We start from the raw sequence: 16,146 nt of genomic DNA on the forward strand, positions 1-16,146 counted from the left end.
GAGCGGGTTTACCCGCGAAAGAGCCGGACCTGCCTTATGGCATGCCAGGCAATTCATGCGGCCGCAGGTCGAACACCAGCACCTCGGCATCTACTCCATTGCCCAGTTCCAGCACCTGTTCCTGCCTCACCCGCACCCCATCCCCTTCATTCAGCACTTGCCCATTGAGCTCGACACTGCCCCGGGCCACGTGCATGTAGGCATGGCGGTTTTCTGGCAAGGTCAGGGTGGCACGCTCGTCACCGTCGAACAGGCCGGCATACACCCGCGTATTCTGCCGTACCTGCAATGACCCCTCGGCACCATCCGGCGAGATGATCAAACGCAGCTTGCCGCGCTTTTCCTCGGCACTGAAATGCTGTTGCTGGTAACGCGGCGTGGCGCCTTGCACGTTCGGCACGATCCAGATCTGTAAAAAATGCACCGGCTGCACCTGGCTGTGGTTGAACTCGCTGTGGGCGACGCCATGGCCGGCGCTCATCAGTTGCACATCGCCCGGGCGGATTACCGAGCCGGTGCCCAGGGTGTCCTTGTGCTCCAGTGCACCTTCCAGCACATAGGAGAAAATCTCCATGTCACGGTGCGGGTGCTGGCCAAAGCCCTTGCCGGCGATGACGCGGTCGTCGTTGATCACCAGCAGGTCGGAGAAACCTTGCTCCTCCGGGTTGCGGTAATGGCCGAAGGAGAAGGTATGGAAGGATTTCAGCCAGCCATGGAAGGCCAGGCCGCGGTCTTTGGCGTTGCGTACGGTAAGCATGGTGGTTCTCCTTGATAAGCCTGATCCGCTGAGGCATCAGGCTGCTGATGGGAGAAGCTTAACTGTCAGCTTGGTTGTTAAAAAATAAGCACACGCGTGAATTACTGTCTCTTATAAGCTGACTATCTGGGAAGTGACGCGTAGGACAATGCAACGTGTCCTGTAGGACTGTTCCCTGTACCGTTCGGGCGCGATTTTCTTGGTCATGGTGGATGCTAGCCTCCCGGTTTCGCTTGAGGAATCTACGTATGGCACCTTTCAGGATTCACGATCGACCCCAGGCCTTGAATGGAGACCGTACCACTACAGGGGCCGTATGCCTGGCCAGTAACGCCGGATTCAAGGTGCAGGGACGTGAGGCCTTGAGGCTGGATGACACGACCACTCCATGCCCTGTTTGTGGTGAGGTCGGAACGCTCGTGGAGGGCGTATCACACTTCATCATCCAAGGGCGCCCGGCGGTAGTTGATGGGGCTTTGGTAGCCTGCGCGTGCCCAGCGGGAAGCAACCGTGTCATGGCCACGGGAGGACTTGGCGAAACGACAAGGTCCGCGACGACACAGCAGGCGAGCCAGGCGTCAGTATCAGCTCAAGGTGGCTCCATCTCTCCCATCAAGCTTGCGCTTGCAGAAAGCAAACCGCTGCCTGCCACTTGCAACCACCCTGACATGATGGAGCCGGTAGCGAGCTATATCGCGGGGGAAATGAACCGCAACATCACACACCCATCCGTACTGAAAATGAAGAAGCTGACCAGCTTTGACGCGACAGAGGAACGTGCAAAATTTCAAAAGCTGCCTTGGTATGCACGTCTTTTACCGCCTGACTTCCAATCAATGATGGTTGCTAACACTGCTGCCGCGATGGCGCTTTGGACGGAGCGGGTGGGTCAGAACAGACCATGGGATCACAAGGCGGCGATTGCGCAACAGTTCGGCGGGGCTTGGCAGAAACAAGGTGAAGTCGACTTCTTCTACGACATCTGGTCGAACATCCACTACGGCTATGTAGGCAGGGCGGGAGGCCTGTCAGAAAGTGTTCTTCTGGATGGTGCTGGGCTTGAGCAAATTGCATCAGACTCTATTCGGAAAGTTCAAAAGTGGGCTGAACGCAAAGGACCCCATCGCTCCGCTGATATAGAAGGGCTGCGGGCTTGGGATGACATAGGTGATCGTGTCGCTATCGGCATTGGCATCAAACTGCACAAGCTGCACCCAAATGGTGGGATTACGGCCAAGATACTCATGGCCGAAGTGTTAGCATTGCCACGCTCAAGCTGGGGAGGTGCCATAGTTGATCACGCCTGCAAGTAAAACGAAACGGTACATCTGGCGCTGGGTAGTGTTGATAATGCTCACGCCTATCATTTTTTGGTATGTCGCCACACCTCAGGTAAGTTTTCATTTTTCTGACAAAGGCCAGGGGCGTCTCGGCTACATCTTGAATGTCCAGCACGATATATCAAAAGGTGAGATCTACCCGGGTGAAGCCACAGGAGGCGCAGGGCATATCTTCCCGAACGACCAGTTTTTCATGGAGTTGTATTGGAACAACCGTGGGAAATCGCACTGCATCCGGGCCAAACCCAGATGGCCAAGTATTGATATCTACATCGGGGCGGACGGTGCCATAGATAGCCGCACTGATAGCAGATTCATCGAAGCCTGCGGGCCGTTTCCGCAATAGCAGCAAAAGACCCGCCTGGGCGGGTCTTCTGGTCATCGATTTACTGCAGGTGCACTTTAAGTTCGGTGCCCGCCTGGCGCATTGCCGCCTTTACAGCCGGCACCTGGCTCAGCGGGTTGAGCAAGCCATAGTCATGAATCATCCCGTTGTAGCGCACCGAGGTCACCGTCACGCCAGCGGCATTCAACTTGCGGGCATACGCCTCACCTTCATCGCGCAGCACGTCGAACTCGGCCGTCTGCACCAGTGCCGGCGGCAGGCCTTTGAGCTGTTCGCTGCTGGCTCGCAGCGGCGAGGCGTAGATCTGGGCCCGTGCCTTGGCATCGGTGGTGTAGTTGTCCCAGAACCATTTCATCATGCCGGTGGTAAGGAAGTGCCCCTCGGCAAACTGCTTGTAGGAAGCAGTCTCGAAGCTGGCATCGGTGACCGGCCACAACAGCAGCTGGAAGCGCAGCGCCGGGGTACCGGCTTCTTTGGCCTTGAGCGCCACCACCGCCGCCATGTTGCCGCCGACGCTGTTGCCGGCCACGGCCAGGCGCTTGCCGTCCACGCCGATCTCCTTGCCATGCTCGGCCACCCAGCGGGTCGCGGCGTAGGCCTGGTTGATCGCTGTCGGATAATGCGCTTCCGGCGACGGGGTGTAGTCGACATACACGGCCACTGCGCCGGAGCCGACCACCAGGTCGCGGATCAGCCGCTGGTGGGTTGGGAAGTCACCGAGCACCCAGCCGCCGCCGTGGAAGAACATGAACACCGGCAGGTCACCCTGTACATTGGCCGGGCGTACTACTTGTAGTGTGATCGACTGGCCATCGGCCTGGATGGTGCGTTGCTTTACCTCGATGCCGGAGAGGTCGACGTTGACCGAAGCCTGGGCGCCGGTCAGCACGGCACGGGCGTCTTTCGGGCTGAGTTGTTCCAGCGGCTTGCCGCCACCTTGTTGCAACGCTTCGAGAAACGCCTGGGTGTGGGCTTCGACCCCCGGGCTGCCGGCAGCGAAAGCGCTGGAAACGGACAGCACAAGGAGGGAAGCACTGAGGGTTTTCTGGACAATGTTCATGAGCGAATTCTTTTCCATGCAAGTGTTGGTAATGGGCGTCTTGCCTGGCCTGGCGGGCCATCGCTGCGACCTGTGGGTAGATTAGACAGATGCAATGATGGGAAAAAGCCGCTATAAAGCGTTTTACTGTCACCAAGAGCGAGACAATGAACCCTTACGAAGACATGCGTATCTTTGCCCAGGTGATGGAGGCCGGCAGTTTCACGGCTGCTGCCGAGCGCCTGGGCATGTCCAAGCAGTCGGTCAGCCGACGCCTGATGCAGCTGGAAGAGCGCCTGGGTGTGCGCCTGCTGAACCGCTCCACGCGGCGCCTGGACGCCACCCCGCTGGGCCAGCACTACTACCAGTCGGCACTGCGCCTGCTGGGCGAGGTGCAGCAGGTGGAGCGCGACATCAGCGGCCAGGCCCAGGCCTTGCGCGGCACTTTGCGCCTGAGCGCGCCGCTGTCGTTCGCCATGGCCCACCTGAGCTGCCTGCTGACCGAGTTCCTGCAGCTACACCCGCAGGTCGATGTGGAGGTGGACTTGAGCGACCGTGCCGTGGACCTGATCGGCGAGGGGTACGACCTGGCGCTTAGGATTGGCGTGCTGGAGGATTCCAGTCTGATTGCGCGGCGTATTGCGGGAGTCGAGCGGGTTTACTGCGCAAGCCCGGCGTATCTGCAAGGGCGCGGCGTACCCGCCACGCCTGATGAACTGGCTGGGCACGAATGCCTGCCTTACGGGCACTCACGGCAGGTGCAGTGGCAGTTCCGTCAGGGTGGCAAGGCCCAGATGCTTCAGGTGAGCGGGCGCATGCGGGCCAACAATGGCGAGATGCTCAGGGATGCGGCGATTGCCGGGATGGGGGTGACTTACTTGCCAACCTTTATCGTTGGGCAGGCGTTGGCGGACGGGCGGCTGGTGACTGTGCTGGATGAATGGCGGCCGCCGGCGTTGCAACTGTCGGCGGTATACCCGCAACACCGACAGGTGGCGCGGCCGGTGCAGGGGTTCGTAGCTTTCCTGCGCGAACGACTGGTGCAGCTGTGACAGCCTTGAAACGCCGCTACAGGCTATGCTTGCTGGCATGAGCACACCACCCCCTTTGCGCCCGCCTTGCCCGCCTGGCGCCTGCGATTGTGGCCGCGAACAGCTGGCTGACCACCCGTGGGCCGCCCAGCGCATCCTCCTGCTTACCCGCCAGGAGGAAAAGCGCCTGCTCGAACGCCTGGAAAACCTCAAGGACCTGGAAGACCTGCAGCGCCTGCAGCAACGGATGTACGAAAACCTCGGCATCCGTGTGCACATCGCCCCCGGTTTCAACGAAGTGCGGACCATGCGCGGCATCGTCATCGAGCTGGACGACCAGCCCGGGCTGTGCCGCAAGACCCGCCAATCGATTCCGGCGGCGATCCGCCGGGGGCTGGAACGCAACCCGCAGGTTGCCTTCCGTCTGCTCGATACCCATGATTTGCTGCGGGATACCTGAAGGCCAGCCAGGTGCGCTCGCTCTGCAAGCGCCTGGCCGCTAATTTTTTCACAGTGTGCCACGTCTACTACAAGGCACCCCTGCGCCACGTGCGCAGCGGCATTCATCACTCAAGGAGACAGGCAATGACTTCCGTTTTCGACCGCGACGATATCCAGTTCCAGGTAGTGGTCAACCACGAAGAGCAGTACTCGATCTGGCCCGACTACAAGGCCATCCCCAACGGCTGGCGTGCCGTTGGCAAGAGCGGCCTGAAGAAAGACTGCCTGGCCTACATCGACGAGGTCTGGACCGACATGCGCCCGCTGAGCCTGCGCCAGAAAATGGCCGAAGCCGCTGCCCAGTGACCGCACTGAATCTGCTGTGCCTGCCGTACTCCGGCGCCAGCGCCATGGTCTACAGCCGCTGGCGGCGCAAGTTGCCAGCGTGGTTGCAGGTGCGCCCGGTCGAACTGCCCGGGCGCGGCACGCGCATGGCCGAGCCACTGCACACCAACCTGCAAGTGCTGGCCCGGCAATTGGCTGCCGAGCAACGTCTGGCGACGAGTGCCCCCTACGTGCTGCTCGGCCACAGCCTGGGTGCGTTGCTCGCCTTCGAACTGGCTCACGAGCTGCAGGCGCTGGGTAGCCGGCCACCGATGGCCTTGTTCGCTTGTGGAACCGCTGCGCCGACCCGCCGCGAGGATTACGAGCGCAACAATTGGCGCGAACCCAAGGGCGACGCCGAGCTGATCAGCGAATTGCGCGAGCTGCAGGGCACGCCCGAGGAAGTGCTGGCCAACGCCGAGCTGATGAGCCTGACCTTGCCGATCCTGCGTGCCGACTTCCTGCTCTGTGGCAGCTACGCTTACCGCCAGCGCCCGGCGTTGCAGTGCCCGCTGCATGTGCTGGGTGGCGTGGACGATCGCGCCAGCGACGAGCAACTACAGGCCTGGCGCCAGGAAACCCATGGCCCGTTCTCGCTGCAGATGTTCCCGGGGGGGCACTTCTTCATTCACGAACAGGAAGACCAGGTGCTCGCTGCGCTGGTCGCATCGCTTGAACCGCTTCGGCTTTCCGCCTGATTGACGTCACCGCTTGCCTGGGGGAGGCTAGGCCTTTTTCCAGGCAAGGGGCAGGCAATGCTGATCGATCCACACAAGGCGACGCTGCTGGTCGTCGACATCCAGGAAAAGCTCATCGGCGCCATGAGCGACCCTGCAGGCACCCGCGCACGGGCCCGCTGGTTGCTGGCAGCAACCGCCGAACTGGAGTTGCCGACGGTCGTCTCCGAACAGTATCCCAAGGGCCTGGGGCATACCCTGCCCGAGCTGCTGGCCGCAGCGCCAGCTGCCGAGGTGGTGGAGAAAAGCCATTTTTCCTGCGTAGCCGCTGAGTGCCTGCCAGCGAGCCTGATGGCGCGCGAGCAAGTGATCGTCTGCGGCATGGAAACCCACGTCTGTGTGCTGCAGACCGTGCTCGGCCTGCTGGCGCTGGGCAAGCAGGTGTTCGTGGTCGAGGATGCCTGCGACAGCCGCACCCTGGCGAGCAAGGCCGCGGGCCTTGCGCGCATGCGTGCTGCCGGCGCGCAGGTGGTGACCCGCGAGATGGTGTTGTTCGAGCTGTTGGGCAGTGCCGGCCATCCGCTGTTCCGTCACATCAGCAAGACCTACCTGGTCGGTGAACAGCCCTGAACGGCCGGGTACTGGCGGCCGGGCTGATGGCCCTGGCGCTGCTGCAAGGTTGCGCCGGGCGCCGTGAGGAAGCACCCGAAGCAGACCCGGCCAAGGTCCGCGCGCAACTGCTGCGGCTGTTGCCCGCCCAGGCCAGGGACCGCGAGGGCTGGGCCAGGGACATTCAGCAGGCATTCGAAACCCAGCGCATTGCCCCGAGCAAGAGTAACCTGTGCGCGGTGTTGGCCGTGGCCGAGCAGGAATCGACTTTCAACGCCGACCCGCAGGTGCCCAACCTGGGGCGCATTGCCCGCGAGGAAATCGACCGCCGTGCCGCGCGCCTGCATATTCCCAGGCTGCTGGTCGAGGGTGCGCTGAAGACACCTTCGGCCAATGGCAAGAGCTACCAGCAGCGGTTGCAGGCGGTGCGCAGCGAGAAGCAGCTGAGCGAACTCTACGACGAAGTCATGGCCCGCGTGCCGCTGGGCAAGACCTTGCTCGGTGGATTGAACCCGGTGCATACCGGCGGGCCGATGCAGGTCAGCATAGACTTCGCCGAACAACATGCGCGGGATTACCCGTACAGCCACGCTGGCAGCATCCGCCAGGAAGTCTTCACCCGGCGTGGTGGCATGTACTTCGGTATCGCTCACTTGTTGGGCTACCCGGCGAGCTACCAACGCCAGCTGTATCGCTTTGCCGATTTCAACGCGGGCTGGTACGCCAGTCGCAACGCGGCCTTCCAGGCGGCGCTGAGCAAGGCGGCCGGAGTGACACTGGCCCTCGACGGGGACCTGATCGCACCGGGTTCGATCATGCCAGGGGCCACGGAAAGGGCGGCGCGCAAGCTCGGTACCCGGCTCGGCCTGCGCAACCCGCAGATTCGCCGCCAGCTTGAGCAGGGCGACAGCCCGGCGTTCGAAGACAGCGAACTGTACAGCGGGGTGTTCGCCCTGGCCGATGCAGCGGCTGGCAAACCGCTGCCACGGGCCGTGTTGCCCGGGATCGAGCTGAAGAGCCCGAAGATCACCCGCAAGCTGACCACGGCGTGGTTTGCCGGGCGGGTGGATGAACGTTATCAGCGGTGCATGAAGCGTTAGCAGTCAGGTGCCTGTGCCGGTCTCAGCCACCGCCCAGTGCGCCCACCACCTGGTCGACACTGGCCTGCAGTCCGGCAAAGGCATCTTCGGGGTCACTCTCCACTACCACCAGCTTCGCCCCAGCCTTGCTGATCGCCTCGACCACCGCCGGCTGCGGCTGGCGATGGTCCAGTACCACTGCCACTTCCTGTGCCTTCAGGTTCTGCTCCAGCGCCTGCAGTGCAGTGGCATCCCATGCGGCGGGCAGCAGTTGCTCCACCACGTCCAGGTTCAGCCCGCTGGCCAGGTAGCCCAGGCGCTCCGACAGGCTCACCACGGTCAGGTTGTCGACCTTGGCCAGGCGCGTCTGGCTGCGTGCGGCAAGTTCCAGCAACTGGCGCTTGAGCCTGGCCAGGTTGCCCTGGATCGTCGCCTTGGCTTGCGGCGCGAGCCGTTCCAGGTCATTGGCTACCACGTCGGCCATGCGCCCGAGGTTGGTCGGGTTCAGCCAGGGATAGGCGCCATAGGCATCGTCGCCGGTGACGGCAATGCCAGGCAACGCGCCGTCCACCGGCCGTGCGGCGTCGATCTCGACGATGCGGATATTGCTGCGCCGGGCCATCGGGTACAGCGGGTCGTCATGCCAGATCGAACGCACGCCGATCACCGCATCGGCCTGCTGCGCGGCGTCTTGAAGGCTGGCGCCACCACGCCCGCTGAAATATGCCGGCTGACGGCTGGCGGGCAAGTTGGCCGGTGCCGCACGCTTGAGCTGTACGGCGGTGCCGTCGAGCAGGGCACTGGCCAGGCTGTGAGTGACCGGCAGGCTGGTCAGTACCTGGGTGGCAAAAGACAGCGATGGCAGGCCGGCCAGGGCCAGCACCAGGGTCAGGCGTTTGAGGTTCATGCCGGGTTTCCTTGCAGGCGGGGGACGAGTGCGCGGGCCAGCGCAGCCAGGGCAAAGCAGATGCCGGCAACCAGGATGATTGCGGCACCCGACGGCACCGGCAGGTCGAATACGATCGGCAGCAGGATGCCGAGCAGGGTGCTCGAGGTGGCGATCACTACCGACAGGAAGAAAAAGCCCTTGAGCGACTGGCTGACCAGACGCGCAGCGGCGGCTGGGATCACCAGCAGCGCTCCGACCAGGATTGCCCCGATCACCTTGACCGCCGCGACAGTCACCAGGGTCACCAGCACCACGAACAGGTAATCCAGGGTCTTCACCGCCACCCCGCGCACCGCCGCCAGCTGCGGGTTGAAGCTGGCCAGCATGATGCGGTTGTACAGGGGTACGGCCAAGGTCACTACCAGCAGCGCGACGATGCCCAGCACCAGCAGGTCCTGGCCGCTCACGGTCAGCACCGAGCCGAACAGGACGTTTTCCAGGATATGCACATTGATCTTGCCTGCCAGCATCAGCAGCAGGCTGGCGCCCAGCGCCAGCGACACCGAGAGGAATACGCCGATCAGCGTGTCCGGCGCGAGCCCTGTGCGGTTACGCAGGAAGTTGAGCAGGATGCCGAATAGCAGGCAATAGCCGAACAGGCTGCCGTATGGGCCAGTGTAGGGTTCGCCCAGCAGGATGCCGATGGCCACGCCAGTCAGCGCGGCGTGGCCGACCGCCTCGGAGAAGAACGCGAAGCGCTTGACCACCACCAGGGTACCCAGGCCGCCCAGTACCGGGCCGATCATCAGCCCTGCCAGCAAGGCGTTGACCACGAAACCGTAGGCCAGTGCCTCGGGCAGGTAGCCGGCCGTGGCCCAGCCCTGGACCAGCAGGCGCAAAGATTCAAGGCTCATCAGGCACGCCCCTCGCTGCGTGGGTGCACGGAGAACAGCCCCAGCAGACGTTCCGGGCTCAGGGCCTGGGCCGGCGGGGCATCGAACAGCACCTGGCGGTTCAGCCCGGTCACGCGGTCGCTCAGGCGCAGCACGGCCTGCAGGTCGTGTTCGATCCACATTACAGTCGTGCCGGCCTGGCGCCAGCCGCACAGCAATTGTTCGAACACCTGGATGCCAGCTTCATCAAGGGCCGACATCGGCTCGTCCAGCACCAGCAACTGCGGCGTCGGGACCAGGCCCTGCGCCAGCAGCACGCGCTGGCGTTCGCCCCCCGACAGCGCGCCCATGCGCCGCTTGCGCTTGTCGAGCATGCCGACCTGCGCCAGGGCTGCGTCGATGTCCGGCTGCACCCGGCGCGACAGGCCGAGGAACGCAGGGCGGCGCTGGCACATGGCGGCCATGAAGTCGTCCACGGTCATTGGCAGGCCACGGTCGAATTCCAGCGCCTGCGGTACGTAGCCGATCGCTTCGCGTTCGCCGGGCCAGTGCAGGGTCAACTGGCCCTGGTGCGGCATCTGCCCGAGCAAGGTCTTGATCAACGAACTCTTGCCACCGCCATTGGGGCCGACGATGGCATGCACGCTGCCAGCGGCGACGCCGAAGCTGACCTGGTCGAGGATGCGCGTGCGGCCCAGGGACAGGCCGACGCCGGTGAACTCGATGCGCGGCCCGCAGGCGGCCAGAAGGTTGGCCGCAGCGGTCATGCGCGGTTCTCCTGGATGGCGCGCACGACGGTGTCGAGGTTGCGCTGCATTTCCACTTCGTACTTGTCCTTGGTGTATTCGCCGTAGGAAATGTGCGTGAGCGGGTACAGACGCACACCGGATTCACGCTGGATGGTTTCGACATAGGCGGACGGGAAATCCATTTCCGAAAAGATCACCCGCACATCCAGGGCCTTCAGCTGGTCGATGGTCTTCTTCAACTGGGCCGGGCTGGGCTCGATGCCATGCGCGGGCTCGACCACGGCCGTCACCTCCAGGCCGAAGTCGCGCACCAGATAGTCGTAGGCCGCATGGATGGTGGCCACCCGGAAGGTGGCGCCGGGCGCCTCGCTGACCTTGGCCAGGGCCTTGGCCCGCAGGGCGCGCAAGCGCTTGGCGTAGGCGCGGGCATTTTGCGTGTACAGCCTGGCGTTGTCCGGGTCGAGCTTGCCCAGTTCGCGAGCGATATTGTTGACCTGGGCGATGCTGGTACTGATCGACAGGAAGGTGTGCGGGTTGACCACCTTGCCGGCACCGCGTGCGGCAATGCCGGTGGCCGCCAGCAATGGCACGTTCTGGTTGGCCTCGATGGTCCGGATGTCGGGCTTTTCGCTGGCAGCGATCATGCGGTCGGCAAAATCGTCATGGCCCACGCCGTTGAGCACCACCACATCCAGCGTACCGATGCGCTTGATGTCTTCCGCCCGTGGCTCGTAGGCATGGGGGTTGAAACCTGCCGGAATCAACGGCACCACTTCGGCCTTGTCGCCGACGATGTTGCTCACATAGCTGTAATAGGGGTGCAGGGTGATGCCGATGCGCAGCGGCTTGGCGTTATCGGCCAGGGCCGACAGCGGCAGCGCAAGGGCCAGGAGCAGGGCGAGGGCGGAGCGGAGCATGGAGGAGTCCTTGGGTTCAGTGACGGTGTTCGCGGGTGACCCCGGCGTCGTAATGGCTGACCACCTGCCGCCAGCCGGCAGCGATCAATGCGGCCGGGCCGAGGTCGTCCGGTGGCGCAGCGGCGGTGTCGCGGCGCAGCCAGACATCCGCCTCGCCAGCGCTGTCGCTTGGCACGATCAACAGCAAGCTGCCGGCCACTTCCGGGGCCTGGCTGCGCCCCAGGTAGGCACCGGCCTGCAGCCACGACCATTGGTGGTTGCCGCGGCCCTGGCTGCCGGCGTCGACCACGAACGGTGGCAGGCCTTCCTCGGCCAGGGCGCTTACGCTGGGGATGGCGGCGTTTTCTTCACGGAGCAGGCGAATTTCATCGAAGGCCACCCGCAGGTCGGTGTACAGGCCTTGCTCGGCGGCGGTGAGGTCGCGCCGGGCATCGATCTGGTAGCTGGCGATGGCTTGTTCGTCCACGCGTTCACCGCGCGCCAGCACCACGCTGGCGGCGAGCAACACGATCAGCAGGCTGACCAGCAGTACGTAGAGGGTTTCATGCCCGGCACCGGCCGGGCGGATCACTTGGCAGCGGTTCATGGCTGGGTTATATCGGCATGGTCGACTTCCACCACATGCCCGGGGCCGGCATCGAACAGCACGTAGAACTCGCCGTCCGGGCGCTTGAAGGTCAGCGTCGAGTCATCACCGAGCTTGCCGCCGACCAGCACCTGTTCGTCGTAGCCGATCACATCCAGAGTCACCCCAGGGGCACCGCTGCCGTCCGAGAAGCCACCGGTGCACTTGACCTGGCCATCAGCCAGCCCTTCGCATTCGCACATCGGGTTGTGGGCCAGGGCGGGGCCAGCGCCCAGCACCAGCACAGGCAGGGCGAGGATGCGCAACAGGTGTTTCATTTCTTGCCTCCTTGTTTTTCGAGCCAGGCCACGGTGGCTGGCGATGCCTTGGCCAGGGGGACTGACGCCTGGTACAGGCTGCCGTCCCAGCCTTCCAGGGTGATCCAGACCTGCGCGTCCGGTCGGGTGCGGGGCGGGATGGGCAGCGAAGTGCCCATGTGGTAGGGCGCGCCAAAGAAAATGGTGCCGGCGGCGCGCAGGCTGCGCGGTTTGCCGATGCGCAGGTAGGCGGCCTTGACCTCCTTGACACAGGCCTTGCACAACGAGGCATTGAACACCTTGAAGTACCCGGCCGGGCCGTCGGCGCGGGGGGGCTCGTCACGCAGCTCGGCCAGGTCGAGGCGGTAGGGGCCGACCTGGATGTCGCTGATCACATTGGCGCCAAGGCCGGCTTCGCCACGGAACAGCCTGGCGTCGGCGAAGTACTTCGGCATGAAGCCCAGCGGGATGAGAATCAGCAGGATATTCAGATGGAAGCGCCACTTCAGCCACAGCTGCTTCAGCGGGCTGGCGGGCAGCGCGTGTGCCTTGCTCATGGGCGGACCTCCACGGTGCTGTCAGTGCGTGCCGGGCGTGACGTACGCTCGCTGCGCTTGAGCGCGGCGGCGGTGGCCTGGGCGGTGCGCCTGGTCCAGATCAGCAAACCGCTGAACACCATCAGGGTGAGGACCAGGCCGAAGAAGAACCACACCAGCTTGATCGGCAGACCGCCGAAATCGCCGGTATGCAACGGGCGCATGGATTCGGTGACGACCTCCAGCGCCGAGCGGTCGCTGAGCAGGAACTGGCTATCGACCTGGCGTGTATAAGGGTTCACCGAAGCGCTCTGGAACATCAGTGGGTACCAGCCCGGCCCGGCCAGGGTGACGTGGCTGTAGGCAGTGGCTGGCAGGGTGATGAAATTGACCTCCAGGCCCGGGATCGCAAGGCCGGCAATGCGTGCGGCCTCATCCAGGTCAATGCGCGGTGCGGGGCTGCCGTCCGCGGTTTGCGGCACGTCCTCGCGGGCGATCACCGGCACCACCGGGCGGCTGGAAATGGTGATGTGGTTGTCGAACAGGATCGCCTGGATCAGAAACCAGGTGCCGGTGATGGAGATGACCGCAATGAACCAGATCGACCATACCCCGGCCAGGCGGTGCAGGTCACCCCAGAATATCCGCGAGCCATGGCTGGTGCGCAGCGGCTTGAAGAAGCCTTTCCAGAATTTCTTGTATACCACCAGGCCGGTGACCAGCGACGCCAGCATGGGCAGGCCGAGCAGCGACACCAGGTACCAGCCCCAACTGAAGCCATTGGTGAACGGCACCAGCCACCAGCCGTGCAGCGCACGGGTGAAGGCCTCGAAGTTGAAATCCGGAGTCTTGCCCTGGATCGCGCCGGTGTAGGGGTTGACGTACAACGTCGGGCTGGTGCCGTCTGGCAGGGTGACGTCGGCCTTGACGGCAAAGTGCGAACCGTCGGGTTGGCTCAGGCGCTCCACCACCATGTCGGGCTCGGCCCTGTGCAACGCATCCAGCACCTGCTGGAAGCTCAGGCGCTCGACGTCGCCATTCGGCTTGTTGGCGCGTACGTCCGGGTTGGCCAGCCAGACGATTTCCTGGCTGACCACGGCGAGCATGCCGGTGAAACAGACGATCAGGACAAAGAACCAGATCGGCAGGGCGAGCCAGCTGTGGACCAGGAACCAAAGCCTGGATTTCGATTTTTTCGCGGTTTTGGCCATCGGACAGTCTTCTGCAAGGGTGGTCGAGCGTGTGCCCAGCCAAAGAGGCTGTACTGATAAGGACGAATGAGAATCAAAATCCTGCCGTTTTAAATGCAAGTAAATGTTTCAGAAACACCAAGGCCGGCCTGAGGCGTATTGCCCCGGGCCGGCCAAGCTGTAGCAAGCAGCGGTTCAGGCGCGGGTCAGCGCGACCGCCGCCTGCTGCCTGCCGTGCAGCTGGGCCAGGTCCTGGTACAGCGCGCGGCCGATCTCTGCAGCACGCGCCGGTAGCACCGAGAGCAGGGTGTCGCTCAGGCCATGGCTGTTTTCGCAGAAGCCTTGCAGGTACACCGACGCCTGCAGGTCCGGGCTGGCCAGTACGCGGTAGTTGCGGTCGACCGTGAAATCGTCCAGGTAGCCGGCCAGCGGTGCCAGCAGGTCACGGTGCGAGCGGCGTTCGTAGCCGGTGGCGAGGATCACGGCGTCATAGCGGTGGGTCTGCTGCTGGCCGGTGGCCAGGTCGCGCAGGGTCAGCTCCAGCCCAGCGTGGGTGGCCAGCACCGTTTCCACCAGGCGTCGGCACAGGACGTTGTGACGGTACTGATGGGCCACTTTCTGCCGATAGAGGATGCCGTAGATGCGCTCGATCAGGTTGAGGTCGACCACCGAGTAGTTGGTGTTGTGGTATTCGCCGAGCAGCTTGCGGCGTTGGTCGGCCGGCTCGTTGTAGACCAGGTCGGTATAGTCCGGGGCGAAGATCTCGTTGACGAACGGGCTGTCATCGGCAGGCTTGAGCGCTGAGCCGCGCAGAATCATGTCGACCTTGACCGACGGGTAGCTGTCGTTGAGGTCGATGAACGCCTCTGCAGCACTCTGGCCTGACCCGATCACGGCAATACGCATTGGCGCGCCGCTGGTGCACGGCAGCTTGTCCAGGCTGCTGAGGTACTGGGAATGGTGGAATACTCGCGGGTCATCCGTGAATGCTGCGAACTTCTCCGGAATTTTCGGAGTGCCGCCGCTGCCGACCACAACCGAACGGGTGCGGCGGCTGTATTCGCGGCCTTGTACGTCACGCGAGACCAGGCGCAGGTGATCGACCCGGCCCGCCTGCACTTCCGGTTCGATACGCAGCACCTCCTCGCCATACACCGCCTGGGTAGCGAAGTGCTCGGCGGCCCAGCGCAGGTAGTCGTTGTACTCGAGGCGGCAGGGGTAGAAGGTGCCGAGGTTGATGAAGTCGGCCAGGCGCTGCTTCTGATGCAGGTAATTGACGAAGCTGTAGGGGCTGGTGGGGTTGCGCAGCGATACCAGATCCTTGAGGAACGAGATCTGCAGCTCGCTCTGGGTCGCCAGGGTTTCACCGTGCCAGCGGTAGTCCTGCTGCTTGTCGATGAACAGTGCATCGAGGGCATGGCCCTGAGACTCGGCGAGTTCTTCCAGGGCGATGGCCAGGGCCAGGTTGGAAGGGCCGAAACCCACGCCGATCAAGTCCCTGACAGTTTCCGTATGTGCAGACTGGCTCATGGCTGCGATTCCATAGTGGTCGAATGTGGACGCACGCCGGGAGTGAGCCGGCGCCTGCGTAGGTACATGGGTTGGAACGAGCCGAACGCCCGGGAATTTACCAGTGGCCGCCTGCGCGATTGCAAGCCGGGGCTAAAGACCTGCGCCTGGCGGCCGATAGGCAGAACAGTCCAGGGACCATTTTTATTGCAGGGAGAAATACATGACCGCAATCGCAGCAATCAGCGTCGGCAGCGCGGGCCAAGTGCCGGGCAGCACCTCCGGCGTCGCTGGCCAGGATGTGCAGAAGAGCGAAGAAAGCGGGGCCGGCACCCAGGTCGACCTGTCGAAAGTGAACGCTGGCAGCAAAGCCAAAGGCGCCGAAGACAGCAGCGACAGTGCTGAACCTGCGCACATCAGGCAATTGCGCGAAATGATCAAGAAGTTGCAGAAACAGTTGGCCGACGAGCAGAAGCAACTGGCGCTGGTGATGGCTCAGAAAATGGAAGAAACCGCCAAGCTGGCCGCCATCAGCGCCAGGCAGGCGAGTATCGCCACGCTCAATGGTGAAATCCTGCAGGCCACCGCGCAGTTGCTCGAAGCACTGCAGAAGACCGGTGGCAGCAGCGCCGGCGGGATGGTCAGTACCCAGGCCTGACGCTGGGAACGGCCCGCGCGGGCAACGGCGCCCGCCTGGCCAGGGCCTTTCACGCGAGGCTCTTGTGGGAGCGACTTATCCGCGATGAGGCCCGCCCAGGCATCCGAGAGTTTTCACTGAGAATGATATTCTGGGCTTGAGGGCGGGTAAGGGCCACCAGGTGTACGCCGGGAAAGTTGCAGCGCCTATCCGATCGAGCGCCGCCCGCGCGGCGCTCGAT

The 16,146-nt window shown here is 63.6% G+C and carries 20 protein-coding genes and 1 pseudogene; 10 read left to right on the forward strand and 11 right to left on the reverse strand.

The window, feature by feature from the left end; translation table 11 throughout:
* Nucleotides 1-34: 34 nt before the first annotated feature.
* Complete coding sequence (locus B4L76_RS20900) at nt 35-757, reverse strand: pirin family protein (RefSeq protein ID WP_296235039.1); 723 nt, start codon at nt 755-757, stop codon at nt 35-37.
* 248 nt (nt 758-1,005) lie between these two features.
* Here B4L76_RS20900 and B4L76_RS24455 point away from each other — a divergent pair.
* The 3 genes and pseudogenes from B4L76_RS24455 to B4L76_RS20910 all read left to right on the forward strand — a co-directional run.
* Nucleotides 1,006-1,242, forward strand: a pseudogene (locus B4L76_RS24455) (PAAR domain-containing protein); the annotation flags it as partial.
* A 30-nt stretch (nt 1,243-1,272) separates the two neighbouring features.
* Complete coding sequence (locus B4L76_RS20905; protein WP_414707252.1) at nt 1,273-2,070, forward strand: polymorphic toxin type 44 domain-containing protein; 798 nt, start codon at nt 1,273-1,275, stop codon at nt 2,068-2,070.
* Nucleotides 2,051-2,443, forward strand: coding sequence for a hypothetical protein (locus B4L76_RS20910; RefSeq protein ID WP_296235041.1), 393 nt, complete (start codon nt 2,051-2,053; stop codon nt 2,441-2,443). Before B4L76_RS20905 ends, B4L76_RS20910 begins: the two co-directional genes overlap by 20 nt.
* A 40-nt stretch (nt 2,444-2,483) precedes the next feature.
* Here B4L76_RS20910 and B4L76_RS20915 read toward each other — a convergent pair whose 3' ends face one another.
* On the reverse strand, nt 2,484-3,503 hold the full coding sequence (locus B4L76_RS20915) for an alpha/beta hydrolase (RefSeq protein ID WP_296235042.1): 1,020 nt from the start codon (nt 3,501-3,503) through the stop codon (nt 2,484-2,486).
* 146 nt (nt 3,504-3,649) lie between these two features.
* On the opposite strand from B4L76_RS20915, the gene B4L76_RS20920 reads away from it, so the two are divergent.
* The 6 genes from B4L76_RS20920 (at nt 3,650) to B4L76_RS20945 (ending at nt 7,724) form a co-directional block, all read left to right on the forward strand.
* Nucleotides 3,650-4,534, forward strand: a complete 885-nt coding sequence (locus tag B4L76_RS20920) for a LysR family transcriptional regulator (protein WP_296235043.1) — start codon at nt 3,650-3,652, stop codon at nt 4,532-4,534.
* A gap of 37 nt (nt 4,535-4,571) precedes the next feature.
* Nucleotides 4,572-4,973, forward strand: coding sequence for a hypothetical protein (locus tag B4L76_RS20925; RefSeq protein ID WP_296235044.1), 402 nt, complete (start codon nt 4,572-4,574; stop codon nt 4,971-4,973).
* A 125-nt stretch (nt 4,974-5,098) separates the two neighbouring features.
* Nucleotides 5,099-5,320, forward strand: a complete 222-nt coding sequence (locus tag B4L76_RS20930) for an MbtH family protein (protein WP_003256222.1) — start codon at nt 5,099-5,101, stop codon at nt 5,318-5,320.
* Entirely contained in the window at nt 5,317-6,036 is a 720-nt protein-coding gene (locus B4L76_RS20935; protein ID WP_296235045.1) for a thioesterase II family protein, read from the forward strand. Before B4L76_RS20930 ends, B4L76_RS20935 begins: the two co-directional genes overlap by 4 nt.
* A gap of 57 nt (nt 6,037-6,093) precedes the next feature.
* Nucleotides 6,094-6,645 (forward strand): hydrolase, encoded by a 552-nt coding sequence (locus B4L76_RS20940; protein ID WP_296235046.1) that lies wholly within the window; start codon nt 6,094-6,096, stop codon nt 6,643-6,645.
* Nucleotides 6,646-6,671: 26 nt separating this feature from the next.
* Nucleotides 6,672-7,724, forward strand: coding sequence for a DUF1615 domain-containing protein (locus B4L76_RS20945; RefSeq protein WP_296235047.1), 1,053 nt, complete (start codon nt 6,672-6,674; stop codon nt 7,722-7,724).
* Between the two features lie 22 nt (nt 7,725-7,746).
* On the opposite strand, the gene B4L76_RS20950 is transcribed toward B4L76_RS20945, so the two are convergent.
* From B4L76_RS20950 to B4L76_RS20990, 9 genes are all read right to left on the reverse strand, one after another.
* The gene (locus B4L76_RS20950; RefSeq protein ID WP_296235048.1) at nt 7,747-8,610 is read right to left on the reverse strand and encodes a metal ABC transporter substrate-binding protein; all 864 of its coding nucleotides are present in this window, start codon (nt 8,608-8,610) and stop codon (nt 7,747-7,749) included.
* Entirely contained in the window at nt 8,607-9,506 is a 900-nt protein-coding gene (locus tag B4L76_RS20955) for a metal ABC transporter permease (RefSeq protein WP_296235049.1), read from the reverse strand. The genes B4L76_RS20950 and B4L76_RS20955 overlap by 4 nt, the downstream gene beginning before the upstream one ends.
* Entirely contained in the window at nt 9,506-10,252 is a 747-nt protein-coding gene (locus B4L76_RS20960; protein WP_296235050.1) for a metal ABC transporter ATP-binding protein, read from the reverse strand. Before B4L76_RS20960 ends, B4L76_RS20955 begins: the two co-directional genes overlap by 1 nt.
* Nucleotides 10,249-11,151 (reverse strand): metal ABC transporter substrate-binding protein, encoded by a 903-nt coding sequence (locus B4L76_RS20965; protein ID WP_296235051.1) that lies wholly within the window; start codon nt 11,149-11,151, stop codon nt 10,249-10,251. The genes B4L76_RS20960 and B4L76_RS20965 overlap by 4 nt, the downstream gene beginning before the upstream one ends.
* A 16-nt stretch (nt 11,152-11,167) precedes the next feature.
* A complete protein-coding gene (locus B4L76_RS20970) occupies nt 11,168-11,737 on the reverse strand; it encodes a DUF6162 family protein (RefSeq protein ID WP_296235052.1) in 570 nt (189 codons plus the stop codon).
* Entirely contained in the window at nt 11,734-12,054 is a 321-nt protein-coding gene (locus B4L76_RS20975) for a hypothetical protein (protein WP_296235053.1), read from the reverse strand. Before B4L76_RS20975 ends, B4L76_RS20970 begins: the two co-directional genes overlap by 4 nt.
* Nucleotides 12,051-12,590: a thiamine pyrophosphate-binding protein gene (locus tag B4L76_RS20980; protein ID WP_296235054.1), complete on the reverse strand. Its 540-nt coding sequence runs from the start codon at nt 12,588-12,590 to the stop codon at nt 12,051-12,053. The genes B4L76_RS20975 and B4L76_RS20980 overlap by 4 nt, the downstream gene beginning before the upstream one ends.
* On the reverse strand, nt 12,587-13,780 hold the full coding sequence (locus tag B4L76_RS20985; RefSeq protein WP_296235055.1) for a PepSY-associated TM helix domain-containing protein: 1,194 nt from the start codon (nt 13,778-13,780) through the stop codon (nt 12,587-12,589). Before B4L76_RS20985 ends, B4L76_RS20980 begins: the two co-directional genes overlap by 4 nt.
* A gap of 174 nt (nt 13,781-13,954) precedes the next feature.
* A complete protein-coding gene (locus B4L76_RS20990) occupies nt 13,955-15,289 on the reverse strand; it encodes a lysine N(6)-hydroxylase/L-ornithine N(5)-oxygenase family protein (RefSeq protein WP_296235056.1) in 1,335 nt (444 codons plus the stop codon).
* 202 nt (nt 15,290-15,491) lie between these two features.
* Here B4L76_RS20990 and B4L76_RS20995 point away from each other — a divergent pair, with 202 nt between their 5' ends.
* Complete coding sequence (locus tag B4L76_RS20995; protein ID WP_296235057.1) at nt 15,492-15,926, forward strand: hypothetical protein; 435 nt, start codon at nt 15,492-15,494, stop codon at nt 15,924-15,926.
* The last annotated feature ends 220 nt before the right edge of the window (nt 15,927-16,146 follow it).

It is taken from the genome of Pseudomonas sp. UBA4617, assembly GCF_002386445.1.
In the GTDB taxonomy this organism is placed as follows: Bacteria; Pseudomonadota; Gammaproteobacteria; order Pseudomonadales; family Pseudomonadaceae; genus Aquipseudomonas.